24 protein-coding genes and 2 riboswitches are annotated in these 25,725 nt (G+C 67.0%); of the genes, 5 read left to right on the top strand and 19 right to left on the bottom strand.

All coding sequences use genetic code 11. From position 1 onward, the window contains the following. The first annotated feature begins 51 nt into the window (after positions 1-51). From NLM15_RS15290 to NLM15_RS15280, 3 genes are all read left to right on the top strand, one after another. The gene (locus NLM15_RS15290) at positions 52-738 is read left to right on the top strand and encodes an O-methyltransferase (RefSeq protein ID WP_254124247.1); all 687 of its coding nucleotides are present in this window, start codon (positions 52-54) and stop codon (positions 736-738) included. A gap of 87 nt (positions 739-825) precedes the next feature. Beyond that, the gene (locus tag NLM15_RS15285; protein ID WP_254117891.1) at positions 826-1,512 is read left to right on the top strand and encodes a siderophore-interacting protein; all 687 of its coding nucleotides are present in this window, start codon (positions 826-828) and stop codon (positions 1,510-1,512) included. A 209-nt stretch (positions 1,513-1,721) separates the two neighbouring features. Next, positions 1,722-2,762, top strand: coding sequence for a tripartite tricarboxylate transporter substrate binding protein (locus NLM15_RS15280; RefSeq protein WP_254117890.1), 1,041 nt, complete (start codon positions 1,722-1,724; stop codon positions 2,760-2,762). A gap of 26 nt (positions 2,763-2,788) precedes the next feature. Here the strand turns inward: NLM15_RS15280 and hydA are convergent, their stop codons facing one another. From hydA to NLM15_RS15260, 4 genes are all read right to left on the bottom strand, one after another. Continuing rightward, on the bottom strand, positions 2,789-4,198 hold the full coding sequence (gene hydA / locus NLM15_RS15275; RefSeq protein ID WP_254117889.1) for a dihydropyrimidinase: 1,410 nt from the start codon (positions 4,196-4,198) through the stop codon (positions 2,789-2,791). 11 nt (positions 4,199-4,209) lie between these two features. Beyond that, complete coding sequence (locus NLM15_RS15270) at positions 4,210-4,950, bottom strand: aspartate/glutamate racemase family protein (RefSeq protein WP_254117888.1); 741 nt, start codon at positions 4,948-4,950, stop codon at positions 4,210-4,212. Between the two features lie 120 nt (positions 4,951-5,070). Continuing rightward, on the bottom strand, positions 5,071-6,501 hold the full coding sequence (locus tag NLM15_RS15265) for a PepSY domain-containing protein (protein ID WP_254117887.1): 1,431 nt from the start codon (positions 6,499-6,501) through the stop codon (positions 5,071-5,073). A 12-nt stretch (positions 6,502-6,513) separates the two neighbouring features. Further along, the gene (locus tag NLM15_RS15260; RefSeq protein WP_254117886.1) at positions 6,514-8,871 is read right to left on the bottom strand and encodes a TonB-dependent receptor domain-containing protein; all 2,358 of its coding nucleotides are present in this window, start codon (positions 8,869-8,871) and stop codon (positions 6,514-6,516) included. 115 nt (positions 8,872-8,986) lie between these two features. Then, a riboswitch (cobalamin riboswitch) is annotated at positions 8,987-9,189 on the bottom strand. Between the two features lie 72 nt (positions 9,190-9,261). Here NLM15_RS15260 and NLM15_RS15255 point away from each other — a divergent pair. Beyond that, a complete protein-coding gene (locus NLM15_RS15255; protein WP_254117885.1) occupies positions 9,262-9,834 on the top strand; it encodes a histidine phosphatase family protein in 573 nt (190 codons plus the stop codon). Between the two features lie 6 nt (positions 9,835-9,840). On the opposite strand, the gene cobT is transcribed toward NLM15_RS15255, so the two are convergent. From cobT to cbiE, 8 genes are all read right to left on the bottom strand, one after another. Further along, positions 9,841-10,893 (bottom strand): nicotinate-nucleotide--dimethylbenzimidazole phosphoribosyltransferase, encoded by a 1,053-nt coding sequence (gene cobT / locus NLM15_RS15250; RefSeq protein ID WP_254117884.1) that lies wholly within the window; start codon positions 10,891-10,893, stop codon positions 9,841-9,843. A gap of 10 nt (positions 10,894-10,903) precedes the next feature. Further along, positions 10,904-11,653, bottom strand: coding sequence for a precorrin-6A synthase (deacetylating) (cobF, locus tag NLM15_RS15245; RefSeq protein ID WP_254117883.1), 750 nt, complete (start codon positions 11,651-11,653; stop codon positions 10,904-10,906). 41 nt (positions 11,654-11,694) lie between these two features. After that, entirely contained in the window at positions 11,695-12,372 is a 678-nt protein-coding gene (locus NLM15_RS15240; protein WP_254117882.1) for an energy-coupling factor ABC transporter permease, read from the bottom strand. Between the two features lie 36 nt (positions 12,373-12,408). Continuing rightward, a riboswitch (cobalamin riboswitch) is annotated at positions 12,409-12,629 on the bottom strand. Between the two features lie 45 nt (positions 12,630-12,674). After that, positions 12,675-13,406, bottom strand: a complete 732-nt coding sequence (gene cobA, locus NLM15_RS15235) for a uroporphyrinogen-III C-methyltransferase (RefSeq protein ID WP_254117881.1) — start codon at positions 13,404-13,406, stop codon at positions 12,675-12,677. After that, a complete protein-coding gene (locus tag NLM15_RS15230) occupies positions 13,403-14,713 on the bottom strand; it encodes a cobyrinate a,c-diamide synthase (protein ID WP_254117880.1) in 1,311 nt (436 codons plus the stop codon). The genes cobA and NLM15_RS15230 overlap by 4 nt, the downstream gene beginning before the upstream one ends. After that, positions 14,713-15,495 (bottom strand): precorrin-4 C(11)-methyltransferase, encoded by a 783-nt coding sequence (gene cobM, locus NLM15_RS15225; RefSeq protein WP_254117879.1) that lies wholly within the window; start codon positions 15,493-15,495, stop codon positions 14,713-14,715. Before cobM ends, NLM15_RS15230 begins: the two co-directional genes overlap by 1 nt. Then, complete coding sequence (locus NLM15_RS15220) at positions 15,492-15,860, bottom strand: cobalamin biosynthesis protein (protein ID WP_254117878.1); 369 nt, start codon at positions 15,858-15,860, stop codon at positions 15,492-15,494. The genes cobM and NLM15_RS15220 overlap by 4 nt, the downstream gene beginning before the upstream one ends. Further along, positions 15,857-17,038, bottom strand: coding sequence for a precorrin-6y C5,15-methyltransferase (decarboxylating) subunit CbiE (gene cbiE / locus NLM15_RS15215; protein ID WP_254117877.1), 1,182 nt, complete (start codon positions 17,036-17,038; stop codon positions 15,857-15,859). The genes NLM15_RS15220 and cbiE overlap by 4 nt, the downstream gene beginning before the upstream one ends. Between cbiE and NLM15_RS15210 the strand changes: the two genes are divergently transcribed. Further along, positions 17,037-17,783 carry a cobalt-precorrin-6A reductase gene (locus tag NLM15_RS15210; RefSeq protein ID WP_254117876.1) on the top strand — a complete coding sequence of 249 codons (747 nt, stop codon included), beginning with the start codon at positions 17,037-17,039 and terminating at the stop codon, positions 17,781-17,783. The genes cbiE and NLM15_RS15210 overlap by 2 nt on opposite strands. On the opposite strand, the gene cobJ is transcribed toward NLM15_RS15210, so the two are convergent. From cobJ to NLM15_RS15175, 7 genes are read right to left on the bottom strand one after another with little or no spacing between them, the layout of a single operon-like run. Further along, positions 17,759-18,493: a precorrin-3B C(17)-methyltransferase gene (gene cobJ / locus NLM15_RS15205; protein WP_254117875.1), complete on the bottom strand. Its 735-nt coding sequence runs from the start codon at positions 18,491-18,493 to the stop codon at positions 17,759-17,761. The two genes, NLM15_RS15210 and cobJ, sit on opposite strands and share 25 nt — an antisense overlap. Then, positions 18,490-19,221, bottom strand: coding sequence for a precorrin-2 C(20)-methyltransferase (locus tag NLM15_RS15200; protein ID WP_254117874.1), 732 nt, complete (start codon positions 19,219-19,221; stop codon positions 18,490-18,492). The genes cobJ and NLM15_RS15200 overlap by 4 nt, the downstream gene beginning before the upstream one ends. A gap of 2 nt (positions 19,222-19,223) precedes the next feature. After that, positions 19,224-19,853, bottom strand: a complete 630-nt coding sequence (locus tag NLM15_RS15195; protein WP_254117873.1) for a precorrin-8X methylmutase — start codon at positions 19,851-19,853, stop codon at positions 19,224-19,226. Continuing rightward, complete coding sequence (cobG, locus tag NLM15_RS15190; protein ID WP_254117872.1) at positions 19,853-21,016, bottom strand: precorrin-3B synthase; 1,164 nt, start codon at positions 21,014-21,016, stop codon at positions 19,853-19,855. The genes NLM15_RS15195 and cobG overlap by 1 nt, the downstream gene beginning before the upstream one ends. Continuing rightward, positions 21,013-24,261, bottom strand: a complete 3,249-nt coding sequence (gene cobN, locus NLM15_RS15185) for a cobaltochelatase subunit CobN (protein WP_254117871.1) — start codon at positions 24,259-24,261, stop codon at positions 21,013-21,015. Before cobN ends, cobG begins: the two co-directional genes overlap by 4 nt. Then, complete coding sequence (gene cobW, locus NLM15_RS15180; RefSeq protein ID WP_254117870.1) at positions 24,261-25,310, bottom strand: cobalamin biosynthesis protein CobW; 1,050 nt, start codon at positions 25,308-25,310, stop codon at positions 24,261-24,263. The genes cobN and cobW overlap by 1 nt, the downstream gene beginning before the upstream one ends. Then, on the bottom strand, positions 25,307-25,681 hold the full coding sequence (locus NLM15_RS15175) for a DUF1636 domain-containing protein (protein WP_254117869.1): 375 nt from the start codon (positions 25,679-25,681) through the stop codon (positions 25,307-25,309). Before NLM15_RS15175 ends, cobW begins: the two co-directional genes overlap by 4 nt. Positions 25,682-25,725: the final 44 nt, after the last annotated feature.

Raw genomic sequence — 25,725 nt, 5'->3', positions numbered from 1 at the left:
CGTATCCAGGCTCCGAAGCGCGGGTGGCGCATTGCAAGGGAGCCGATCATGATGGATTCACTCAGCACGGGCCTGGTCGCCGACGTCCTCGATCGCCTTCACCAGGAGGCGGAGATCGCCGATGCGCCGCTGATGCAGGCGCTGGTCGATGAAGCCGGCAGCCGTGAGGAGTTGATCAGCCAGGCCATTGCGGCCGAGAGCCGCGATCTCAACGCCGTCTACCAGAACTATGCCAACAATTTCCTGAGCGTCTCGCCGCGGTTCGGACGCTTTCTTTATATGTGCGCCCGCGCCTGCAAGGCGAAGCGTATCGTCGAATTCGGCTCCTCGATGGGAATTTCGGCGATCTATATGGCGGCCGCGCTGCGCGACACGGGCGGCGGCCGCCTGATCGGGACCGATCTCGAGCCCGGCAAGATCGAGCGCGCCAGCGCCAATGCCGCCGCCGCCGGGCTCGCCGACTTCGTTGAATTCCGGCTCGGCGATGCCCGCGAAACGCTGGCGTCCGGCCTTGGCGAGATCGACATGGTGATGCTCGACGGCGCCTTCACGCTCTATCTGCCCATTCTCAAATTGCTTGAGCCGCATCTGAAGCCCGGAGCAATCATCGTCGGCGAGAACGCGTTCGAGGAGGCCTCCGGCTATATCGACTACATCAGAGATCCCCAAAACGGCTACCTCTCGCTGTCGCTACCGTTCGACCCCGACCGCGGCAACGAACTCACGATCAAGACCTGATCATCGGAGCGCCAAGTCTTGAACGAGCCCGGCCAGTCACCGCCCCTCTCCGAACCATCGCAGGCCCCGCAAGGACGGGTCGCAAAAATGTTGCTGCGCTGGCTGATGCGTCCGGCGCGCGTCACCGCCATCGAGAGACTTTCGCCGCGCTTTCGACTCATCGAGTTAGAGGGCGAGGCCCTCAAGAACGTCGCCTGGACGGCGGGGCAAAAGATCCAGGTCGCGATGGGCGCGGGACTTAGCGCACGCACCTATACGCCGATGTCGTGGAATGCGAGCCGCGGCAAGACGCAACTGCTCGCCTTCGCCCATGGCGATGGCCCGGGCAGTCGTTGGGCGAACGGTTTGCGTGCAGATGATTCCTGCCGGTTCTTCGGCCCACGTCGCTCGCTCGATCTCGCTGGCTTTGAGGCGCCTGTCGTCCTGTTCGGCGACGAGACGTCTTTTGGACTTGCCGCAGCTCTGCGCGACAATTTGCAGGCCGGCGGTGCGCTCCACATGTTCGAAGCCACAGATATTGTGGAGTCGCGGCGGGTACTGGACGCGACCAACCTTGGAGAAGCGCGACTGATCGCACGCAGCGCCGGCGAGGACCATCTCACGACCGTTGAAGCGGAATTGCTGCGCCTCGCTGCAAACGGAGCGCGGTTCGTGCTGACCGGCAAGGCGTCCTCGATCCAGCGTGTCAGCCGCGCGCTGAAGGCCGCGGGCGTTGCATCAGCGCGGATCAAGGCCAAAGCCTATTGGTCACCAGGCAAGACCGGGCTCGATTAAGGCTCATCGCGCTCGGACAAGATGTCGCGCCTCCCGCAAAATGAGACGGGTTGGTAAGTTTTGAGACGAGGCGGCATGACGGTCGCATCGGCCTGCTAACTACGGTCCAGGCGCAGAAAATCGCGACCTGGCGCTCATCCCCGACGTCTCTTGTCCCGGACGATCCCTCGGTTCGCAAAACAAGACACAGTCGGGAGATCCAGTCCGAGATGACACGGTTCGGTCGCAGCAAGATCACAGACATCGCTCAGCAGCAGAGCGAGGGATTTCGTCCTGACCGGAGGTCGCTGCTCGCGCTTGGCGCAGGCGCGGCTCTCGCCGCCACCGGGCTGCGTCCCGCACATGCGCAAGACTATCCCGCCCGGCCAGTCCAGGTGCTCGTGCCCTTTGCCGGCGGCAGCGCCAGCGACGTCATCACACGCATCCTGCTCAATCGCATGTCCACGTCGCTCGGACAGGCTTTCGTGGTCGACAACCGACCCGGCGCCGGCGGCAATATCGGCACCGCGGCCGCGGCGCATGCGGCCCCGGACGGCTACACCTTGCTGATGAGCACTTCCGGCCCGCTGGCTGCGAACAAGTCGCTCTACAAGGAGCTGCCCTACGATCCGGTGAAGGATCTCGCCCCGATCGGCCTGTTCGCGACGATGCCGAATGTCGTCGTGATCAATTCGAAGCTGCCGCCGAAATCGCTGGCCGAGCTGATCGAGTACGCCAAGGCGCATCCGCGGGAGCTGAACTACGGTACCGTCGGCGTCGGCTCGTCGCAGCATTTGTCGGCGGCCTATTTCGAGCAGCTCACGGGCACCGAGCTCACGCACGTTCCCTACCGCAACATCGCCGCATACACGCCGGACTTCATCGCGAGCCAGGTCCCGCTCGGCTTCCAGCTGTTGCCGAACGTCCTCGGCCTGATCAAGAGCGGCGATGCGCGCCCGCTCGCGGTCGCCAGCGACAAGCGCATGACGGCGCTGCCGGATGTGCCGACCGCGTCCGAGGCCGGCCTGAAGAATTACGAGAGCGCGGCCTGGCTTGCGCTGCTTGCGCCGGCGAATACCGATAAGGCCGTTGTCGACAAGCTCTATAAGGCGATGGTCGAAGCCGTGAACGACCCCAAGGTGCGTGCCCTCTTCGTCGAACAGGGCGCCGAGCCGCTGGTAATGGACCCGCAAGGCCTGACGAACTTCATGACGTCAGAAACCACGAAGTGGGCCGGCATCATCAAGAAGATCGGCATCGAGCCGATGTGATCCGTCACATCGGGTCCATGTGACGCTCACACCAGGCTCGACTTGCCGCGGCTGAGCACTTCGCCCGCCCCCTTGTCGCCGACGATCTTGCCCTGCTCGTACACCACGCGGCCCCGCGCGATGGTGGTGACGGGCCAGCCGGTGACGTCAAACCCCTCCCACGGCGTGTAGTCCGCGCCGTGGTGCAGATCGGCCTGTCGGATCGTCTTCTTCAGCTTCGGGTCCCACAGCACGATGTCGGCATCGAAGCCGACGCCGATCGAGCCTTTGCGCGGATAGAGGCCATAGATCCGCGCATGGTTGGTCGCCGTCAGCTCGACGAATTTCTGCAAGCTGATGCGTCCTTTCGAGACGCCCTCCGAGAACAGGATCGGAAGCCGCGTCTCGACGCCGGGAATGCCGTTCGGCACCCAGCGGAACGAGGTGCGTGCATTCGGCGTCAGCTTGCCCTTGGGATCGTCATAGCGGAACGGGCAGTGGTCGGACGAGAAGGTCTGGAACACGCCTGACGTGATGCCCTCCCAGATCGCCTGCTGGCTCTCGGCATCGCGCGGCGGCGGCGAGCAGACATACTTCGCGCCTATCATGTCCATGTTCAGGCCCTTCATGTCGTCGGCCGTCAACGTGATGTATTGCGGACAGGTTTCCGCATGCACCGGCAATCCGCGCTGCTGGGCCCAGCGCACCTGCTCCATCGCCTCGCGCCCCGAGACATGCACGATCATGATGGGAACGCCGATCACCTCCGCATGGCTGATGGCGCGGTGCGTCGCCTCGCGCTCGACGGCCTGGGGCCGCGAGGTGCCATGATAATAAGGCGCGATGTGGCCGTCGCGCTCCAGCCTGGTGGTGAGGAAGCGAATGGCGTCGTAGCCCTCGCAATGGACCATCACCAGCGCCTCCTCGCGGCGCGCGACCTCGAACACCTCGAGCAACTGCTTGTCGCTGAGCACGAGATCGTCATAGGTCATGAACACCTTGAACGAGGTGTAGCCGTCCTTGACGAGGGCCGGCAGCTCCTGCCCGAGCACGACGGCGGTCGGATCCGAGATGATGAGGTGAAACGCCGTGTCGATGTAGCATTCGCCTTCCGCGAGCTTGCGGTAATTCTCGACGCAGGTCCGGAGCGAAGTCCCCTTCTCCTGGAGCGCGAAGGGCAGCACCATGGTGTTGCCGCCGGCCGCCGCCGCGCGCGTTGCCGAGGCAAAATCGTCGGCCATGACCACGTCGGGACCCTGAGCCTGGGAGATATGGACATGGCTGTCGATCCCGCCCGGCAGCGCCAGCAGACCCGTCGCGTCGATCTCGCCCGCCGCGCCCTCGATTCTGTCGGCGATGCTGACGATGCGGCCGCCGCGAATGCCGATATCGGCGCGAAACTCGTCGCTGGCCGTCACTATGGTGCCGCCGCGGATGGCGAGATCGAGTTGCGTCACATGCCTCTCCGTCACTTGATGATCGCTGATGTCTGGAAGATCCGGCCCCACCCGGCAAGGGCCCCGATGTCGCCACCGGCAAGCTCCAACGTCCGCCACAGCGTGACCGCAACCGAATCCAGTACGGCGACGTTCAATTCCTGCTCGAGCGAGGATGCGAGTGCGGCGCCGTCGAGATTGGTGCAGAGGACGACCACGGCATCCGCCCCCTCCGCCGCGACGGCGCGGATCATATCCTCGATCGCTGCAGGCGTGACCTCGCCAAACGAAAAATTGTCGCGCAGGCCGAGATGCCGCTCGGCATGCGGGACGATCCCCTCCTCGGCCCAGACATCGCCGATACGCCGTTGCACGTCGTCCGTATAGGGCGAAACCAAGCCGACACGTCTGGCGCCGATCGTGCGGACGGCATCGATGCAGGCGAGCGTGGAAGTCGTGGCCGGGACACCGGTCCGCGCCGTGATCGCTTCGCAAAGGCTCTTGTCACGGCCGACGCCGAGCCAACTCGCCGACGTTCCGTTCCAGGCGATGGCGTCGACCCTGGCGTCCGCCAGCAGGTCCGCTGCCGGCAGCATCACCGAGGCATCGAACTGGCTCAGCGCCGCGGCATCGAGCGAAATCTCGGTGACGCGGAAGCGCGAGAAATGCGCGGTGACGCCGGCCACGCCATGCAGCATGGAATTTGTGACGGGCTCCAGCACCGAGTTGGACGACGGCGTGATCATGCCGAGCCGCTTGCGCTGAGTTGACATCGATCACGATCGCCCCGTTGGCAGAGCGCACCGCTGCGCCCGTCAGATGATCATCGTCGCCTGCCATCGCCCGCGCAACCCGCAATTTGCATGCCGCATATGATTTGTCCTAGACGCAGCTCAGGCCGCGAAGGTCGATCGCAGGCGCCGCCAGCCGATGACGATGCCGGTGACGGAGAACACCAGCCCGAGCAGGCAGAGCCCGACGACAAGGGCATCACGCAATCGCGGATGCGCCATGAGAACGGGAAAATCCAGCGTGTGAAGCGCGCTGTAGACCCAGCGATAGGCCCGCCGCGAAGCATCCAGCCTTTGCAGCACGCTGCCGTCGGCACTGTCGACGTCGAACCAGACGTCGCCGCAGCGGGCGCGGTAGACGGGGGCACCGGGAACGACGGACTGCGCGGGATAGTCGTCATTGTCGGCGAGAATGGACGGTAAGCCGCAGCCCGTGGCAAGGCGTGCCGTCAATCCCTGAACTTCGTCGGTGCTCAAAAATCGCGTTTGTCCATCGTGGGACGCGTCCCCTGCTCCAATCAAGGTCTGGGAACCGAGCGCGAACCGATCGCGGCGGTAGGCATTGCCGTTGAAGGCGAACCATTCGATCTCCCGGGCCGATGACGATATCGGCCGGCGATCGAGCCACGCCGCGGCCCAATCCGGCGACGCATAGGTCACGCTCGCTTCGGAGGCCGTCAACTGTCCGCGCGAGAACAAGCGCCCATGGTCCATGGAAAACCAGCCGCTGAAAATCCAGGTCAGCACGAAGGCTGTTACTGCGAGACCAGTGAGGTGATGCAGGGCATGCCAGCCGCGATAAGGCGTTGGGAGGCCGCGTCCTCGCATCCTGATCCGGACGATCCCGAGCACCGCGCCCAGCAAGGCTGCGATCAAGGCCAGAAGCGACAGCGTCCAGACGACGCGGTCCCACAGCGCCCAATTGCTGCGCAGGATCGTCGGATAGATCCAGTGCAAGACGCTGCCGGCGAGGTTCCAGCCGCGCTCGCGTCGCGTGCTATCCAGGACGATCTCGCCGGTGAGCGACGAGACATAGAGCTCCGTTCCGGCGGCATCGCCGAGCGAGACGCGAAACAGGGGGCGGTGGCGGTCAAAGCCATTCGGCACGCTCCATTGGTCGTAGTCCGAGAGCGCAGCGATCTCGACCCGTGTGGCGTCGAGCCCGCGTTGGCGGGCATGGCCCCGCGCGATACCGAGTACCACGTCCTCGGACATCACCGATGCGTCCCGTCCGTCGGAAGCATGGATCGCGCGGACACGCGCCCGTCCCGACACGACAAAGACCGGTCCGTCGCTTCGCTGGAACAGGCGAACGCGCGTGGCATCGTCGACCCCGCTCGCGGACACGGCATTGGCGACTGTAATCTTCACGTCCCCGGGATCCACTGGCGCAAGTCCGGAAAACCGCTCCACTTCCGTCAATGACGGAAACGGAACAAAGTGCATCACGATCCCCGTCGCGAACCACATCGCGAACAGCAGGCAGAACGCGATCCCGAGCCAGCGATGCAGCAGGACGATCGCGCCCATCATGCGGTCAGCATCCTACCATTTGAACGCGGCCGAGATCTCGTAGGTGCGCGGCGCGCCCAAAAGGATCTGGTCGGGATAGAACGGATCGCCCCAGATGGCGTAGCGCTTGTCGGTGATGTTGCGCACGCGGAAGGCCAGGCGAGCCTGATCGACCGCATTGAACACCGTTCTGGGGATGTCGACGAAGGCATAGACGTCGGCGACGGTATACGCCTTCATCGTCACGACGTTGGCATCCGTGTTGTAGCGGTCGCCGATATGGCGACCGGTGATGCCGAGCTCCACCGGCCAGGGCGTGAAGAACCGGTACGACGCGCCGGCATTGGCCACGATGCGCGGCACGTTCGGCGGCGTGTTACCGGAGAACGATCCCCCGGCAAAATTGTAGTCGGCATAGCGCGCATCGACATAGGCGATGTTGCCCCAGAGACGCAGCGGCTCGATCGGGCGCACCGCGGCTGCAAGCTCCACACCCTTCGACTCCTGCCGTCCCGCAATGTTGAGCGTCTGGCCGCCGGCTGCCGCATAGACGTTCTTGCGCACGATGTCGTAGGCCGAGAACGACCACTCCGCCCTGTTGTCCCAGAACAGATGCTTGACGCCGGTCTCGTAGGTCCGCGCCGTCGTCAGATCGAGCGGCTGGGTCGGTCCCAGCAGAAAAATGTTGTTGGCGGAGATGTCGGCACCGGTGGCGTACTGGCTGAAGAAGGTCATGCCGGGCACGGCCTCCCAGGTATAACCGATGCGCCCCGTCACCGGTGCCCAGTCCGTTGCAAACGGGAAGCCTGCTTTCACAAGGCCGGCGGAGTCGGTCGAATTGCGGTCAAGCCCGATATGCTCGACGCGCAGGCCGCCGATCAGTGCGAAGGTGCGCGTGAGCTTCAGCCGGTCCTCGAACGAGAGTGCCTCGTTGTCGATGCGGGCGATCTGCTGTTGCGTCGTGAGCAGGCCGTAATAGCCGCGGGCGGGATCGACCAGCGAGACGGAGTCGCCGGGAAAGTTCGCGGCGCCCGGCCTGACAAAGTCGAGGTAGCTTGACGACAGCGTCGTGACCAGCCGATTATCGAAGCCGGCAATATTCGTGTCCCAGGTCAGGTCGGTGATATTGCCGACCAGTCGCTGACTGTGCGCCACATAGAAGCGCTCGCGATCGACCAGGTTCGTACCGGAATTAAACGCCTCAACTTCGTTGTTGAACCACGTGCGCTCCGCACCGTAGCCATAGGCCTGGCTCTTCAACGTCAGGTCAGGCGCGAGCTTCAGCTCGAATCCGCCGCGCAGCCACACTTCCTGAGCGACGTTGCGATTGTCGAGGACGTTGTAATTGGTGTTGAAGGTGCGGTCGTCGATGGTGACCGCGCCGAGATTTGTTTTGTTGTAGTTCGAGATATAATTTCCGGAGACAATCCCCGTCGTCGCATGCGAGCCACTGAAGGCGATCGGCACCAGCGGCGCGCCCCAATAGGCCTTCGAGCGGTCCTCGCGATACTCGATCGCGCCCCAGATCTTGAGGCTGTCGGAGATGCGGTAGTTGAGCTGGCCCGACACGTCGAACGTCTTGGTGTTGGTGTCGTCGGCAAAGCCGTTGAGCGAGGAACGGCTGATATCGAAGCGGTAGTCGAGGCCCTGCACATTGGTGCTGCCGCCGGAGCCGTAGTGCGCGCGAAAAGAATTCAGCGAGTCCCAGGAAAAATCGGCTTCGTTGCGGACCGGTCCCGTATGCGGCGTCTTGGTGACGAAATTGATCGCGCCGCCGGCAGCACCTTCGCCCGACATCACTGAGGCCGGACCTTTCACGAATTCCACGGCTTCGAGATTGGCCGTGTCCGTGATCCGCGATGTCATATTCTGCGGACCGATCTTGATGCCATTGTAGAGCGTGTTGATCTGGCTGTTGGTGAAGCCGCGCATCGAGAACGCCGCGGGCTCGGCCGGATTGTCGCCGGACGTGACGCCGACGGCGCCCTGTGCCGTCTCGGACACGGTGCGATAGCCCTGCTCGCGCATGGTCTCCGACGAGATCACTTCAACGGTTGCGGGGATTTCGTGCACGGTCAGGCCGAGCCGCGAGGCGCTTTCGGCAACCACATTGGTATTGAGCGGCGTCTGCGCCGTCGCGGCAGGCACGACAGGCTTGGACGCGGCCGCCGCGGCAGTGGACCTGCGCGTTGGCGCGCGGCGTGCGCTCTGGGCTTCGCGACTCGCTGGCTTCGCTTGCTTGCGGGGTTGGGCGGGCGACACCTCGACCGGTGGCAGCGGTTCACGGGCCTGCTGCGCCAGGGCGGCGGGCATATCAGCGGATACAAACGAGGTGAGCGCGGCGGAGGCGAGCAGGAAATGGCGCGGTCGTACAAGACGGATGGAAGACACGGTTTGGAACCTCGGTATGACGTCAGTGGCACGTCACAGCGAACCAAGGTCCCATCTTTGGGCTTTCAGCCGTCCGATGAAGCCGAATGTCTGTACTCCCCGACCGACATCTTCGCGTGTGACCACGGCTGACGGCAGGTCTCCTGGCTCGCGGGTCAATACCTTGCGTCGCCTTCCCGGGACCGAGATACCCAGTGGCTCGTGATGCAAGATTCGCCGCTTACAGTTGCGGGGGCAGCCGCGGCATTGGGGACAATTTCCCCGCACCGCATTCCCTTTTCATCCCCTCGCGGGGAAACCGTCGCGAGCATCTAGGATTACGATCCAGACAGAGTCAATGTACAAGCTGCGGCGTTATTGCCACAGCGACCAACTTCCTTGGAGACGAGCATGGAAGGCGAGACCTTCCTCTGGCTGATACGTCATGCGCCCGTCGACGGCATCGCGGGGACCATCCACGCAGCCGACGCGCCGGCCGATCTCGGCGACCGCGCGCAACTGGAGATGCTGCGGCAGAGACTGCCGCGGGATGCTGCGTGCTTTGCGAGCCCGGCACGACGCACGGTTGAGACGGCGCGCGCGCTGGGGCTCGAACCTGTGCGACTGACCGAATTCAGCGAGCAGGATTTTGGCGACTGGACCGGCCGGCGCCATGACGAGCTCGCCGCCACCGGTGGCGAGGCCTATGCGCAGTTCTGGAGTGCGCCGGCGCATGGACGGCCGCCGGGCGGCGAAAGCTTCGAGGATCAGGTCGCGCGCGTCCGGCTGGGTCTGTCGCGGGTCGGAGCCGGATCAGCAGCGCTCGTCGTGCACTCCGGCACGATCCGCGCCGCACTCTGCATCGCACTGGATCTGACACCCCAAGCGGCCCTGCGCTTCGTGATCGACCCGCTGTCGCTGACCCGGATCGATCGGCTCGCGACCGGCTGGCGCGTCGTCTTCGTCAATCAGCGCGCGGCTTGAGCCGGATCAGCCAGGGCGATCCGGCACATTGGCCTGCGCGAAGGTCGCCATGCCGTTGTGCAGGCTGCACGCGAGCCGCACCAGCGGCAGCGCGATGGCCGCCCCCGATCCTTCGCCGAGCCTGAGATCGAGGCTGATCAGCGGCTGCACATTCAGGGCACGCAGCACCAGCCGGTGCCCCTGCTCCGCCGATTGATGCGACGGCAGCAGGAACGGCTGGCACGACGGGTTCAGCCGCACGGCCGCAAGCGCTGCCACCGATACGATGAAGCCGTCGATCAGCACGGGGATGCGGCGCTGCGCGGCCGCAATGATGGCACCGCAGATCGCCGCAATCTCGAGGCCGCCGACGGCGCACAGGATCTTTTCGGGCGGAGCACTTGCGATGCCATGATGCGCGATCGCAGCGTCGATCACGCGCGCCTTGTGCGCGCGGCCGGCCGCGTCGACGCCGGTACCGCTGCCCGCGACCTCCTCGGCACTCATGCCGAGCAGGCTCGCCGCAATCGCCGCCGCCGTCGTGGTATTGCCGATGCCCATCTCGCCGAAGATCAGGAGATCGGGCTGATGGGCCTCCGCGCGCGCGACGGCGCGCTGGCCGGCTTCGAAGGCGAATGCCAGCTCCGCAGCGGTGAGTGCAGCTTCCACGCTGAAATCGCGCGTGCCGCTGCGCGGCTTGTCGATGACGATTCCCGCCATCGCCTCCTGCGCCAGCGTGCCGGCGTCGACGATTTCCAGGCTGGAGCCAAGGTCACGCGCCAGCACCGAGATCGCGGCGCCGCCCGAGGCAAAGTTCGCCATCATCGCGATGGTCACTTCCTGCGGATAGGCCGACACGCCCTGCGCGACGATGCCGTGGTCGCCGGCGAAGACGATGATCGGGACGCGCGCGGCACGCGGTTGCCCGGTCGCCTGCAGGCCCGCAAGCTCGATCGCGAGCTGCTCGAGCCGGCCGAGCGCGCCGGCCGGCTTTGTCAGCTGCGCCTGCCGCGCGACCGCCGCCTCGCGATGGACCGCGGAGATCTCGGGGCACTTCTTGTAGACCCATTCGGGGAGCATGCTGCCTCGCTTACGGCCTGCGCTTGAGAATGTAGCTGTCCATGATCCAGCCGTGCCGCTCGCGCGCATCCTGTCGCGCAGCGACGATGCGCGGACCGACCTCGGCGAGTACACCGGACATGACGATCTGATCGGGCATGCCGAGATAGGCGCCCCACCAGATGTAAAGCCCGGCTGGATCGAGCGACTGGAACGCCGTGCCGCCGTCGAGCATCACAACCACGGTATCGACGCCTGCCGGCCAGCCGCCCTCGCGCAGGCGACGCCCTGTCGTGACCAGGAACGGCTCGCCAATGTCGTTGAGCGGCAGCGCATGCGCCGCGCACAGCGCCTGAATCGAGGTGATGCCGGGCACGACCTCGATCTCAGGCAGGGGATTGAGCCGCCGCGCAATGCGCAGCGAGGAATCATAGAGCGAGGGATCGCCCCAGATCAGCAGCGCAACCTTGCCTTCGCTTCCCAGATGATCCGCGATCGTCTGCGACCAGGCCGCCGCAACGGCATCGTGCCAATCATCCACGCCCTTGCGGTAGTCCGCGTCAGTCGCGTCGCGCACGGGAAGATCGAACTCGGCGATGCGGGTCTTGTCGTTTGCCAGCACATCCGCGCAGATCGTGCGCCTGAGATCGGCGAGATCGGATTTCGCGGTCCCCTTGCGCGGGATCAGGACGAGATCGGCCGCGTTGATGGCACCGATCGCGGCGCGCGTAAGCTGCTCGGGATCGCCGCAACCGATGCCTATCAGGGAGAGCGTGAGCATCGCGAGTATCAGGGGCGGCCCTCACGGCCGCCCCTGGTCTCTCAGGCCGCGTTGTGCAGGCGCGGTGTGACGAGGCCGGGCGCGGTGACGCCGCGCAGCGACTTCGCCAAGGCCAGCACGGCAAGATCGGCGAGCGGCTCGATCACGATGACCAGCGCGTAGGACGCCGCGAACGTCGCGATGCTTGCGAGGTTGCTCATGGCAAAGCCGGAGCCATAGAGCGCCCAGAACGCCACCCAGGCGATCACGCCGGCCTGGTAGGTCGTCGAAAGCGCCAGCGCCTGACGATACTTCAAGTCGACATAGGCGGTGTTGCGCGCAATGATCCGCGAGGCGATCGCCTGGATCGCAAACAGCGGCACCAAAAGTGTCGTCACGTTCATGCCATATTGCGGCAAGTCCGGCGGCTCGAAGAACACGCCCTGGAGCAGCAGGCCGAACGCGAGGCCGAAGGCCGCGGGCGCGGCGCCGAACAGCAGGAACAAGGTCGAACCGAGGATGAAGTGCACCTCGGAGACGCCGACCGGGAAGTGCGGCAGGATCTCGAAGAAGACGAAGACGAGGCCCGTGGTGACAAGAGTGCGCGCAGCAAACGAGCCAATGCCCTGCTCGCGCACGGTCTCGACCGCCAGCTTCAAGGCAACGCCGCCTGCGGCGATGCCGGTTGCGTAACTCAACACGAGCTTGGCGCCCGTCACGACCCCGGGTTCGATATGCATGGCTCAGATCCTTCCTGCCGTCACACCCGACGGCCTTGGCCTCAAAACGTGCAGGGCCGGTCTCCTGGCTCGCGGCTCACTGGGATTCTCCGGCCTTCCCGAGCCTTGCGGCCCAGTGGCTGATCGAAGTCCCTCACCGCTTACAGTCGCGGGGGCGGCTGGGGTTTTGGGCGCCGCAACTGGGTCCGCCCACCCCCATTCCCGATTATGCTCCGGCGCTTTGCGCCGCGTCGAGCACCATGCATCCCATGTGTGCCCCTTTCGCAAGCCGGGCGTCAAGGGGCGAACGGCGGCCGGCGCCGTCACGACGGATAATCCCCCGCCAGAGCACCGAACAGGATCACGGCCGCCGTCGAGGCTGCGCCGCCTCGCGCAAGCCGTTCGGCCAGCTCGGTCACGGTGGTGCGGATCAGCCGCTCGTCCGGACGGCCGAGGGATTCGGCGAACAGCGCCGGGGTGTCCGCGGCGAGGCCGTGCTCGATCAATTTTGCGGCAAGCGCCGGAAAAGTGCGCCGGCCCATATAGACGACGGTCGTCGCCTCCGGATCGGCCAGCGCCGCCCAGTTGAGGTTTGGCGGCAGTTCGCCGGTGACGTCGGCCCCGGTCACGAACTGCACCCGGCGCGAGGTATGGCGCCGGGTCAGCGGAATGCCGGCTTGCGCCGCCGCAACGCAGGCCGAGGTGACGCCGGGAATGATCTCGTAGCCGATGCCGGCCTCGCGCAGCGCGTCGAGCTCCTCCTCCAGCCGCCCGAAAATGCCGGCATCGCCGGACTTCAGCCGCACGACGCGCGAGCCGGTTGCGGCATAGTCGACCAGCAGGCGGTTGACATGGTGCTGCTTGGTCGAGGGCCGCCCTGCCCGCTTGCCCACCGCGACCAGATTGGCGCCGGGCCGGGCCAGATCGAGGATCGCGCCGGACGCGAGGTCGTCATACAGCACGACGTCGGCATCCCGCAGCCGCGCGGCGCCCTTGAGCGTGAGAAGCTCGGGGTCGCCGGGGCCGGCCGAAATGAAAGTGACAAAACCGCTCACCGGTCCTCCGCGATCAGATGGAAGAAGGTGCCCGTGGCGTGGCCGCGGCGCGAGCCCGTTTCGGCGATGACCGCACCTGTTGCATCGTGCACGACCGCCAGCGGCGTGTCCGGCTGCGCGACGATCGTCGAATAGTGAAACTCGTGACCGCGCAGCCGCGCGCCGACCTGATGCCCCGGCATCGGGGCGGCGAGCGCAGCGAGACGATATCCCAGATGCACGCGGCGTTTGGCAAAGCTCGTCTCGAGGCCAAGCAGGCCGGTCATCTCGTGGCGAACGCCGTCGGCGTCGGTCAAAGCGGTTCCCAGCACCATATAGCCTCCGCATTCGCCGTGCACCGGCCGTGTGTCAGCGAACGCGCGCAGGCCGCTGCGAAAGTGCGCATTGGCCGCGATTGTCCCGGCATGCAGCTCGGGATAGCCGCCGGGGAGCCAGCACACATCGGCGCTCGCGTCAGGCGCTTCATCGGCAAGCGGCGAGAATGTCGAGATCTCGGCGCCCGCAGCGCGCCAGGCTTCCAGCATATGCGGATAGACGAAGGAGAAGGCTGCATCGCGGGCCAGCGCAATGCGTTGGCCGGGCGGTGTCACATTCAGATCATTCGCGGCAGGCTGCGGCGACCAGCTGGCTGCCGAACGCAGCACCGCATCGAGATCGACATGTTCGGCGACGAAGCGCGCGGCCTCGTCGATCAGCTTGCCGATCTCGGCCTGCTCCTCGGCCTGCACCAGGCCGAGATGCCGCTTCGGCAGGCTGATCTCGGCATGGCGTGGCAGCGCGCCGAACACGGCGATGCCGGCATCGTTGAGCGCGCGCCGCACCAGGTCTTCGTGGCGCGGGCTGGCGACACGGTTGAGCACGACGCCGGCAAGGCGCACACCCGCGCGATAGTCGCGAAGGCCCGCGGCAATTGCGGCGGCCGTCTGCGCCTGTCCGGAGGGGTCGATCACCAGCACCACCGGCCAGCCCAGCATCTCCGCGATATCGGCGGTGGCGCCGGTGCCGGAGACGCCGCGCGCGGCAACGCCGTCGAACAAGCCCATGGAGCCTTCGGCGAGCACGACATCGGCATCGGTGCCGCGGCTGACGAGATGCGCGATCGTCCCGCGATCCATCGCCCAGCTATCGACGTTGACGGAAGCACGTCCCGTCGCGGCGGCATGGAAGGCGGGATCGATGTAGTCGGGCCCGCTCTTGAAGCACTGCACGTTCAACCCGCGAGTGCGCCAGGCGCGCGCGAGCGCCAGCGTCAACGTCGTCTTGCCGACGCCGGAGGCAGGCGCGGAGATGACGAGCCCTGCCGGCATCACGATGCCTCCGGAAAGCGCGGCTCGGCGCCAACAGGCCGATAGCGGCGATCGTAATCGGCGGCATAGAGACGGCTCTCGTCGAAATCGGCCGCGCCGAGCGTCCTGCCGACCAGGATCAGCGCGGTGCGCTCCATCTCGGGACCGACGGCGGCATCGAGCGTTGCCAGCGTGGCGCGGACGATGCGCTGCTCCGGCCAGCTCGCACGCCAGACGATCGCGACGGGGCAATCCGCGCCGTAATGCGGCGTCAGCTCGGCGACGACGTTGTCGAGCAGGTGGATCGACAGATGGATCGCAAGCACCGCGCCGGTCGCGGCGAAGGCGGCGAGCTTTTCGCCTTCAGGCATCGCGCTGGCGCGGCCCGGTGTGCGTGTCAGCACCACGGATTGCGCAAGACCCGGCAGCGTCAGTTCAGTCTCCAGCGCCGCCGCTGCCGCCGAGAACGACGGAACGCCCGGCGTCACCGTATAGGGAATACCGAGCGCGCGCAGGCGGCGGAGCTGCTCGCCCATTGCTGACCAGATCGAGAGATCGCCGGAATGCAAGCGAGCAACATCCTTGCCCTCGGCGTGCGCGGCGGCGATCTCCGCCACGATCCCGTCGAGCGACAGCGACGCGGTATTGACGATCCGCGCACCAGGCGGGCAATGCGCCAGCACGCCCTCAGGGACCAGCGAGCCGGCATAGAGGCAGACCGGGCACACCGCGATCAGGTCGCGGCCACGCAGCGTCAGCAAGTCAGGGGCGCCCGGCCCCGCACCGATGAAGTGCACCGTCATGCGCCGTCTCCTTCCGCGATCGCCGCCGTCGCGGTGCGATCCTGCGAGACCGCCCGCGTCGCAATCAATCGCGCGCGCGGACCAGCCGCAGCGAGCGCCGCGGCTTCAGCGACTGATCCGGTACCGAATTTTTCCGCGACGAGCTTCGACCGCGTCGGTGTCTCGATGCCGGCCAGCATGTCGGCCGGGACAGCCATGACCGGCACGCCGCATTCCCGCGCGAGCTGCTTCAACGCTTCCACCTCGGCCTTTTCGCTGACAGTCGCGACCGCCGCAAGGCCTTCGGAACCACCGGCCGCCAGCAGCGCCTCACGCAGCGAAGCTAGCGTGACATCCTTTCTGAATCCGAGCCCGGCGACCTTCATCGGACCGCACTCCACTGCACCACGGGACGCGCAGCCTCCCAGGACCGGTAGCGGCCGAGCGGCCCGGCATGCGCGATCTCGACCCGCATCAGCTCGCCGCCGTGGCGCTGATGCAGCTCGCCAAGCAGCGCCTCCGTCTCCAGCGTCACTGAATGGGCAACCAGCCGCGCACCCGGCGCAAGCCGCGACCAGATCGCGTCGAACATCGCGCTATCGAGACCGCCGCCGATGAAGAGGGCATCCGGCGGGTCCAGCGCAGCGAGAGCTTCGGGCGCCCTCCCTGTGATGACGGTGATCCGATGCACCAGTCCGAACGACGCTGCATTGCTGCGAATGTTCGCCCCGCGATCCTCGCGCGCCTCGATGGCGATCGCCGTCCCGCCGCACAGCGCCCACTCGATCGAAATCGAACCCGAGCCGGCGCCAATGTCCCACAGCCGCTCGCCCGAACGCGGCGCCAGCGTCGAGAGCGCGAGCGCGCGCACCGGCCGCTTGGTGATCTGGCCGTCATGGACGAAGAGATCGTCTGAAAGTCCCGAGCTGCGGGGAATGCCCTGCGCGCCCTTCGCCTCAATCGCCACTGCGACCAGGTTTCCAGCGAGATCGCCGGCAAAGCGGCCCGCACAATGCTCCTTGAGGCTTTCGCGTGGGCCGCCGAGCGCGGCGAGAGTCCAGAATGCCGAAGCCCCCCATCCGCGCGCGCTCAGCCATTTCGCGAGATCACCGGCGGCTTTCCCGTCGCGCACGAGACAAATGATGCGCGCGCCATTCGCCAGATGCGGCACGAGCCGCTCGAACGGCGCGGCGTGAAGCCCGAGACAGACAACGGCTTCGAGACGCCAGCCCAGCCGCGCGGCGGCGAGCGAGAAGGTCGACGGGGCTGAATGGGCAACCCACTCGCCCGTGTCGAGCTTCTCGGCAAGACTTGCACCCGCGCCGTACCAGAAAGGATCGCCGGAGGCGAGCACCGCCGTCGGCCGGCCGCGACAGCTCAGCACGACATCTGCGTCGAACGGCACCGGCCATGGGCGGCCGCGACCGCTCACGCCGGCAAGCGCAAGATGCCGTTCACCGCCAAAGACGGTTTCGGCGTTAGCAAGTGCCTTTCGGCTTGCTTCCGACAGCCCGGCAAGGCCATCTTCGCCGATACCGATGATGGTCAGCCAGGGATCAGCCATGCCGCGCGCCCTTATTCTGGGCGGAACCGCCGATGCGAGCGTGCTCGCCGCGGAGATCGCGCGCGTGCGCATCGACGCCGTCTATTCCTATGGCGGCCGCACCCGCACGCCCTCCGATCAGCCGCTGCCGACGCGCATCGGCGGTTTTGGCGGCGTGAGCGGGCTGGCCGATTACATCCGCGGCGAAGGCATCACGCATGTGATCGACGCGACGCATCCCTTCGCGGCCGAGATGAGCCGCCACGCGGTCGAGGCCTGTGCAGAAACCAAGACGCCGCTGATCGCACTGGAACGTGCGCCCTGGACCAAAGTGCCCGGAGACAACTGGATCGAGGTCGCGGATGTCAGCGCCGCAGCCGCCGCGCTCCCCGAGGCGCCGGCAAAAGTGTTCCTCGCCATCGGCCGCCAGCACATCGCGCCATTCGCGACCAAGCCACAGCACGCCTACACGCTGCGTTTCGTCGATCCGCCCGAAGCCGCGCTGCCCTTCCCGGCTGACGTGATCGTATCGCGCGGGCCGTTCACGCTCGACGGCGAGCTCGAGATGGTGCGCGCGCGCGGCATCGCGTGGATCGTCGCCCGCAACTCCGGCGGCGACGGCGCGCGCGCCAAGATCGACGCGGCCCGCGTGCTCCGCCTGCCCGTGATCATGATCGCGCGGCCAAGACTGCCCGAACGGATGCGGGTCGAAAGCGTGGCCGAGATCATGCAGTGGCTCGGTCATCGCACCTGCCTCGGCGCATAGATCCAGCGGCCGACGCGGCGCGTCTGCGAATTGCCGACGATCACCAGCGTGCGCATGTCGGCCATCTCGGGCGTCGCTTCGTTCAGCGTGACCGTCTCGATCTTCTCGTCGGCGGTGCTGATCGCGCGCGCGAAAATCACGAGGCGATCACCGCAGCCGGCCTCTTTCAACACGGCAAGTGTGCGGCCAAAGCCCTCCGGCCGGCTCGCCGAACGCGGATTGTACATCGCAATCGAGAAATCGGCTTCCGCGGCAAGCCGCAGCCGCTTCTCGATCACCGCCCACGGCTTGAGATTGTCGGAGAGATTGATCGCGCAGAAATCATGCCCGAGCGGCGCGCCAGCGCGCGCGGCCGCTGCCAGCATCGCGGTGATGCCGGGCAGCACGCGGATCGGCAGCTCCTGATATTGCGGCGCCTGCTCCAGCGCCTCGAACACGGCGGACGCCATCGCGAAGACGCCGGGATCGCCGGAGGAAACGACGACGACCTGCCCGCCTTCGGCCGCGAGCCGCAGGGCCTCGCTCGCGCGCTGCAGCTCCTCGCGATTGTCGGATGGGTGCAGGGCGAGCCCCGCTCGCGGCGGCACACGCGCGACATAGGGCGCGTAGCCCAGAATGTCGGTCGCAGAGGCAAGCGCGGCAGAGACCTCGGGCGTCACCAGCGCATCGCTGCCCGGCCCGAGGCCTGCGATGGTCAGCGAGCCCGTCATTCGCCCGCGTCCAGATGCCGGCCCTTGCCGTGCACGAGCACGATCGCGAAGTAAGGACAATCGGCGGCATCGATCTCGGCGAGCCGCACCACGCGCTCGCCCGGCATGGTGCCGCGCTCGACCAGCCAGGCGTCGTCGAGCCGGCCGGCGGCAGCGAGCGCGCGGCGCACCTTTGCGAGATTGCGGCCGGTCTTCATGATGACGAGCGCATCGGAATCGCGCATGCGCCGTTCGAGCTCGTCTTCAGCGAGCGTGCCCATCAGCACTGTCGTCACGTCGTCGCCGAGCGCGATCGGCCGGCCGACGCCGTTCCAGCAGCCGACCATGCCGGGAATGCCCGCGATCACCTCGATCTCGACGCGCCCCTGCAGGCGCGTGTGCAGATGCATGAAGGAGCCGTAGAAATAGGGATCGCCCTCGCAGAGCACGACGACGTCGACCGCGCGCGAAAGCCGCGCCAGCCGCTCCGCCCATTCGTCGTAGAAGCCGGCCAGCAGCTGGACGTATTCCGCGCTGTCGAAGGCGAGCTCCGTCGTGACCGGATATTCCATCGGGTATTCGGTGACGTCGGCACCCAGCATGCCCTCGACGATACGCCGCGCCTGGCCGGGCCGCCCCTTCTTGCGGAAATAGGCGACGTGCTTCGCGCCGCGCACGGTGCGATCCGCGCGCACGCTCATCAGGTCGGGATCGCCGGGGCCGAGACCGCAGCAGATGATGCGTCCCATGGCTACTCGCTCCGGCTCGCCAGCGCGTTCACGGCGGCGACCGTGATCGCGGAGCCGCCGAGACGGCCCTCGACTGTCAGCGCCGGCACAGGCGGATCGGCCATCAGTGCCGCCTTGGATTCCGCCGCGCCGACGAAGCCGACGGGGCAGCCGATGATCGCCGCAGGCCGCGGACAGTTCTGGTCTTCCAGCATGTTGAGCAGGTGAAACAGTGCAGTCGGCGCGTTGCCGATCGCGACGATCGCGCCATCGAGATGCGGCCGCCACAGCTCCACCGCCGCGGCAGAGCGCGTGTTGCGCATGGATTTCGCCAGCGCCGGAACGGTCTCGTCGCCGAGCGTGCAGATCACAGCATTGGCCGCCGGCAATCTCGCGCGTGTAATTCCTTCGGAGACCATGCGCGCGTCGCACAGGATCGGCGCGCCCTTCTGCAAGGCCGCGCGCGCGGCGGTCGCCATTCCGGGCGTGAAGCGGATATGCGCCTCCAGGCCGACCATACCGGCGGCATGGATCATCCGCACGACCACCGGCTCCTCGTCCGGCGAAAAGCGCGCAAGATCCGATTCGGTCCGGATGGTCGCGAAGGATTGGCGGTAGATCGCCGCGCCATCGGTCTCGTAGGTGTGCGGCATCAGTGCCCCCCGACCAGGATGGAGGGATCGCTGACGATGTCGGCGCCGTTCAATCCGCGCAAAACCGGTTCGTCGCGGGTCGAGCCGTCACGGACGAGATCGAATCCGGCACTGGTTGCAACCAGCGTCACCGCGGATGCGCCGGACCGCGCGCAGCCCTTGGTGCAGCCGGAGACGTGAAGCCGCGTGTCCAGCGCGATACGCGGTGCAAGGGCGGCTGCCAGCGCGCGCGTGTCGGCATGCGCCTCGCGGCAACGCGGCGCACCGCTGCAGGCGATGACGCGCAGTGCCGGATCGTGGGGCTCGGTGATGAGGCCCGCCCCGCTCGGCATCTCGCGCTTGCCTTCGCTCAGCACCATCCGCCATGGCGTGATGCGCAGCGCATGGCCGCAGCCGGAGAATTGATGGAGCGTGGTGTGCAGCATCTGCCCAAACGCGACGCCGACCATGGCGCCTTGCGGATAATGCCCGGGCCGTGACGCCGCCATCACGGGCGCGGGCTCGGTGTCGCCGTTCAATGTCCCAGGCAATGCCGCGCCGGCCGCGACATGGGCCGCCATGCGCCCTCGCCCATCCTTCGCGCCGCCTGATGTGATGAACCAGTGCGCGAGCGCCAGCGCCGTGCTCACCGCCTGTCCGCGTGCGACAGAGCGGCCGAGCCTCGCGCCATCGGCCCGCACCAGGAGCCGGCCGCCGCGATCGCGCTCGATGCGCACATCGGCGGAATCGCCGGCGAGCACGCGCGAGGTTCCGTCATCGATGGCGAATCCGAACTTTGTGGGAAGATCGAGCGCGCTGTCGGCAAGCGCCTCTTCCAGCTCCGCGGCGAGCGCCTGCGTCTCGTCGCCAACATTCCAGAATGGCGTCACCAGGATGTTGCGGCGGGCCTCGACGTCCGTGTCGGGGTCGAGCAATTGCAGCCGTGCAAGGCCCTCGAGCAGCGGCCGATGGCCCTGTTCGCTCACCCCCCTGATCTGGAGGTTGGCGCGGCTCGTCACATCGATCAGACCATTGCCATAGCGTTCGGCGAGCTCGGCAAGCCCGGCGACCTGCGCGGCTTCGAGCCGCCCACCGAAGGGGCGTACGCGGACCACGAGCCCGTCGCCCGATTGCATCGGGCGCAGCGCGCCGGGACACCAGCCCTTGACCGCGGAAGCGCTCATGACGCCTCCCTCAGCGCAGCCGCGATCGAATTGCGGCGCGTTTGCCAGAGTGAGGCCTCATGCAGGCGCGTGAAGCAGGTCTCCATGGCAGCGAGCGCCGCCGGATTTTCGCGGGCCATGAAGGCGCGGACGTCGTCGTTGCCGAGCGTCGCGTCATAGTAGAGATCGAACAGATGCGGCGGCACGGCACCCGCCAGATGCGCGAAGGCGGCCATGTGTTCCAGCGTCGCGGTGATCTCGGCGGCGCCTCGAAAACCGTGGCGCATCATGCCGGCGATCCAGGCCGGGTTGGCCGCACGCGCGCGGACGACGCGAGAGACCTCCTCCGTCAGCGTGCGCGCATGCGGCTGCTCGGGGCGCGTCGTATCGAGATGATAGAGCGATGGTCCTGCCGCGCCGAGATGTGCCGCAGCCGCCGCGATACCGGCTTCGTGCGCGGCGTAGTCGGCGGCGAGCAGCAGATCGGTTTCCGGCAAATCCTGCACGTGAACGAAAGCATCGGCGGCTGCGAGCCGCGTCTCGATGCCGGCGCGATCCGGCTGCATCGCGCCATCGGCGGAAAAAGCCCAGGACGATGCCGACAGCCACGCTTCGCCGGCCGCGTCGCGCGTCTCGGGCGTGAAGGCATCCGGGATCGCGGAGAGGCCAACGCCATATTGTCCGGGACGCGGTGCGAACACGCGGGAGGCACGATGGCGATAGGGATTCTCCTCGCCCTCGTCCTCGCGAGCTGCAAGCGCCTCGGCGGCAGCCTCGAACAATTGCGCAAGGCCCGCGAAGACGTCGCGGAACAGGCCCGACACGCGCAGCGTGACGTCGATGCGGGGGCGGCCCAGTTCGGCCGGCGCAATGATGTCGTAGCCGGTGACGCGGCCGGAGGCGTGGTCCCAGCGCGGCGCAAGACCGGCCAGATGCAGCGCCATCGCAAACTCCTCGCCCGCGGTGCGCATCGTCGCCGAGCCCCAGAGATCGACCACGAGGCCCTTCGGCCAGTCGCCATGATCCTGCAGGTGGCGGCGCAGCAGCTCTTCCGCGAGCTTGATCCCCTGTGCATGTGCCGACGGCGTCGGCACCGCGCGCGGATCGACGGCGAAGAGATTGCGCCCGGTCGGCAGCACGTCCTGGCGCCCGCGATAGGGCGAGCCCGACGGTCCCGGTGCGACGCGCATTCCCGCAAGCGCGGCACGGAGCGCATCGCGCTCTGCCTCGCCGCAGGCGCCGCGGCCGAACACGTGCAGGCCATCGCCGAACTGGCTTTCCTTGAGATCGCAGACGAAGCGGTCGATCCGCGGAATCGCTTCGGCCGGCGCCGCCGATGCATCAAGGCCGAGATCGTCCTCGAGGCCGGCGGCCCGCGCCTCGTCGCGGATTGCGGCGATCAGCCGCTGGCGGCGGGCAGGATCGAGCCCGTCGGCGGTCGAATATTCGTCGAGCAGACGCTCGAGCCGGCGCAGGCCTTCCGGCACCGCGGATTGCTCGAGCGGCGGCGGCAGATGGCCGATGGTCACGGCACCCAGACGCCGTTTGGCCTGCGCGGCCTCGCCGGGATCGTTGACGATGAAGGGATAGACGACGGGCAGATCGCCGATCAGGGCTTCCGGCCAGCAGCGCGACGACAGCGCCACCGATTTTCCGGGCAGCCATTCCAGCGTGCCGTGCGCCCCCATGTGCACGACGGCATCACAGCCCTGCTGCCTGAGCCAGAGATAGAACGCGACATAGGCATGGCGCGGCGTGCGGGCGAGATCGTGATAGTCGGCATCGCGGGTGGTCGCATCGCCGCGTTCCGGCTGAACCGCGATGATCGATTGGCCGCAAGCGATAGCCGCGAAATGGAATGCGCCGTCACGACAACCCGGGTCATCCTCCGGGCCACCCCAGGCTTGCACAAGATCATCCTGCAGGACCTGCGGGAGACGCGAGAGTGCCGCGCAATACTCCGCGACACTCCAGGTCAATTTCCGCTCGAGCAGCGTCCCGCCGAGCGCGTGGACCGGCGCGACATCGAAGCCGACCTCTGTCAGGTCGGACAGCAAGGCCTCGACGGACGCCAGCGCATCGAGCCCCACCGCATGCGCGATCTGGTGCGGACGGCCCGGATAGTTCGAGAGCACGATCGCAACGCGCTTCTCGGAAGTCGGCTTCTCCGCGAGGCGACGCCAGGCCGCAACGCGCGCGGCGACGGCCGTCACGCGCTCTTCGTCCGGCCTGTGCGCCAGATGCGAAAATTGCAGATCGGGATCACGCTCCGCGGCCGATTTGAAACTTACCACGCCCGTGAACACACGGCCGTCGACCTCCGGCAGCACCACATGCATCGCGAGGTCGCCGGGCGACAGGCCGCGCAGCGACTCCGCCCAGTCCGCGCGCCGCGCCGTGGAGAGCGCGACCTGGAACACGGGACAGGATGCGGCATCGAACGGCGTCGTGCCGTCGTCGCCTGCCGCAGAGAACGCCGTCGCATTCACGATCGCGGCCGGAGGATTCTTGGCGAAATACGCTCGCAGCCAATCCGCAACACCCGCAGCCTTCAGCGAGGCAACGAACACGCCGTAGGCATCAAATCCCTTCTCACGCAGCGCCGCGATCAGGGCATCGACCGGGCCGGTGTCCGCCGCGGTGAGATAAGAGCGATAGAAGGTCACGAGCGCGAGCGGATTCCCCTGGCTCGCTGCCGGTGCCGCAATCACTCCCCGCGCGGGATCGTAAAATCCCATCTCGGGCACGGTCATCTCGCCGACGACGGGGCCGGCATAGAGCCCCGAAGCCAGCGCGAGCTGCGCGATCGCGGCTTGCGCGGCGACCGGCCCACCGGTGTCGCAGAGCACCTTGAGCCGCCGCAGCGTCGAGACCGGCAGCGTGGAGTACGCATCGAGCCGCGTGTCGTCGCGGCCATCGGCCGGCAGCACAGCCAGTACGATGTTGCGATCCTTGGCGAGCTGTTGCAGGGCAGCTAACCCATATGGCCAATAGGACTCGCCGCCGATCAGCCGCACCAGGATGCCGCGCGCCCGCGACAGCGTGCGCTCGACATAGGTGTCGACCGACAGCGGATGACGCAGCTCCGCGAGATTGGCGAGCCGCAGCGACGGCAGGCTGTCACGGCCGCGCCGCCAGCCGGCCGCGAACGCGGCAAGATCGGAATCCGAATACGAGAGCACCACGAGATCGGCCGGGTCCTGGCCGATGTCCCTTGGCGTCGCGGTCTCCTCGAGACCGCGGCTCTCGCGGAAGACGACGTGCATCAGATGCCAGATCCTGAAAGACCAAGTCCTGACCTAATCGCGGCCTCGTCGATATCGCCGTGCTCGCCGATCACGACGAGCTTCGACTGCCTGCTGCCTGCGCCCCAGGGCTTGTCGAACTGGTGGCGCACGCGCTCGCCGACGGCTTGCAGCAACAGGCGCATCGGCTTGCCCGCAACCGCGATATAGCCCTTGGCACGCAGCACGTTCTGCTCGCGCGCCAGGCGCTGGACCGAAGCGACCAGCGTGTCGACGTCCGTAACCTCCGGAAGATCGATCACGACGGATGCGAAATCGTCATGCTCGTGCTCTTCCTCGCCGTCATGATGCGAGGGGCGCGCGGCGAGATCGTTCTCGGCGGCAGCGCCGAGGCCGAGGATGACGCGCGCATCGATCGCACCGTCGGTCACGGGGAGCATCGGCACGCGGCGCGGCATCTCGGCGGTGATCGCGGCCTTGGCGGCTTCGATGCCTGCGCTGCCGGCGAGATCGGCCTTGGTCAGCAGCACGATGTCCGCGCAGGCGATCTGGTCCTCGAACACTTCCGACAGCGGCGTCTCGTGATCCAGACTCTCGTCCGCCGCGCGCTGCGCTTCGACAGCAATCGGGTCGGGCGCGAAGCGGCCGGCGGCAACGGCCTCCGCATCGGCGAGCGCGATCACGCCATCGACCGTGATGCGCGAACGAATCTCCGGCCAGTCGAACGCCTTCAGCAACGGCTTCGGCAGTGCCAGGCCCGAGGTCTCGATCAGGATGTGATCGGGCCGCACCGGGCGCGCCAGCAGCTTTTCCATGGTCGGAATGAAATCGTCGGCGACGGTGCAGCAGATGCAGCCATTGGCGAGCTCGACGATGTTCTCTTCCGGACAGTTCGCATCGGCGCAGGATTTCAGGATCTCGCCGTCGACGCCCTCGCTACCGAACTCGTTGACGAGCACGGCGAGCTTCTTGCCGTCAGGGTTTGCGAGCAGATGCTGGATCAGCGTCGTCTTGCCGGAGCCGAGAAAACCCGTGACCACCGTCACCGGGACTTTTGCGAGCGAGTTCATTCAGCGGCCTCCGGCACGACGGCAATGGGGGGAATGCGGGCAAGCGATTGCTTGCGGAATATTTCCGGGCGGCTGCGCCAGGGCACGAGACCGTCAGGCGCGGCCGCATAGGCCGCGGCGCCGGCGACCACGTCGCGCGCGTTCGCGTCCGACAGGCGGCCATAGACATAGGACCAGCGGCCGGGCGCGCTGAGCGCGACCGAGCACCCCTGGCTGCATGCCGACAAGCATTCAACGGGAACCACATTGACGCCGTCGGGCACGCCGGCGTCGAGGATCGCACCATGCAGGCGCTTGCCGGGCGTCGCCTCGCCCTCGCCAGGCGTCTCGCCGGCACGGCAGGTGATACAGACGTGAAGTGTGACGGTCATCGCCTCTTCCAGGATAAACATCGGGAGGCGATGAGGCACACGGA

Source organism: Bradyrhizobium sp. CCGB20 (genome assembly GCF_024199855.1).
Taxonomy (GTDB): domain Bacteria; phylum Pseudomonadota; class Alphaproteobacteria; order Rhizobiales; family Xanthobacteraceae; genus Bradyrhizobium.
Note: the sequence above shows the minus strand (reverse complement) of the source record. Positions and strands in the feature narration are given on the sequence as shown.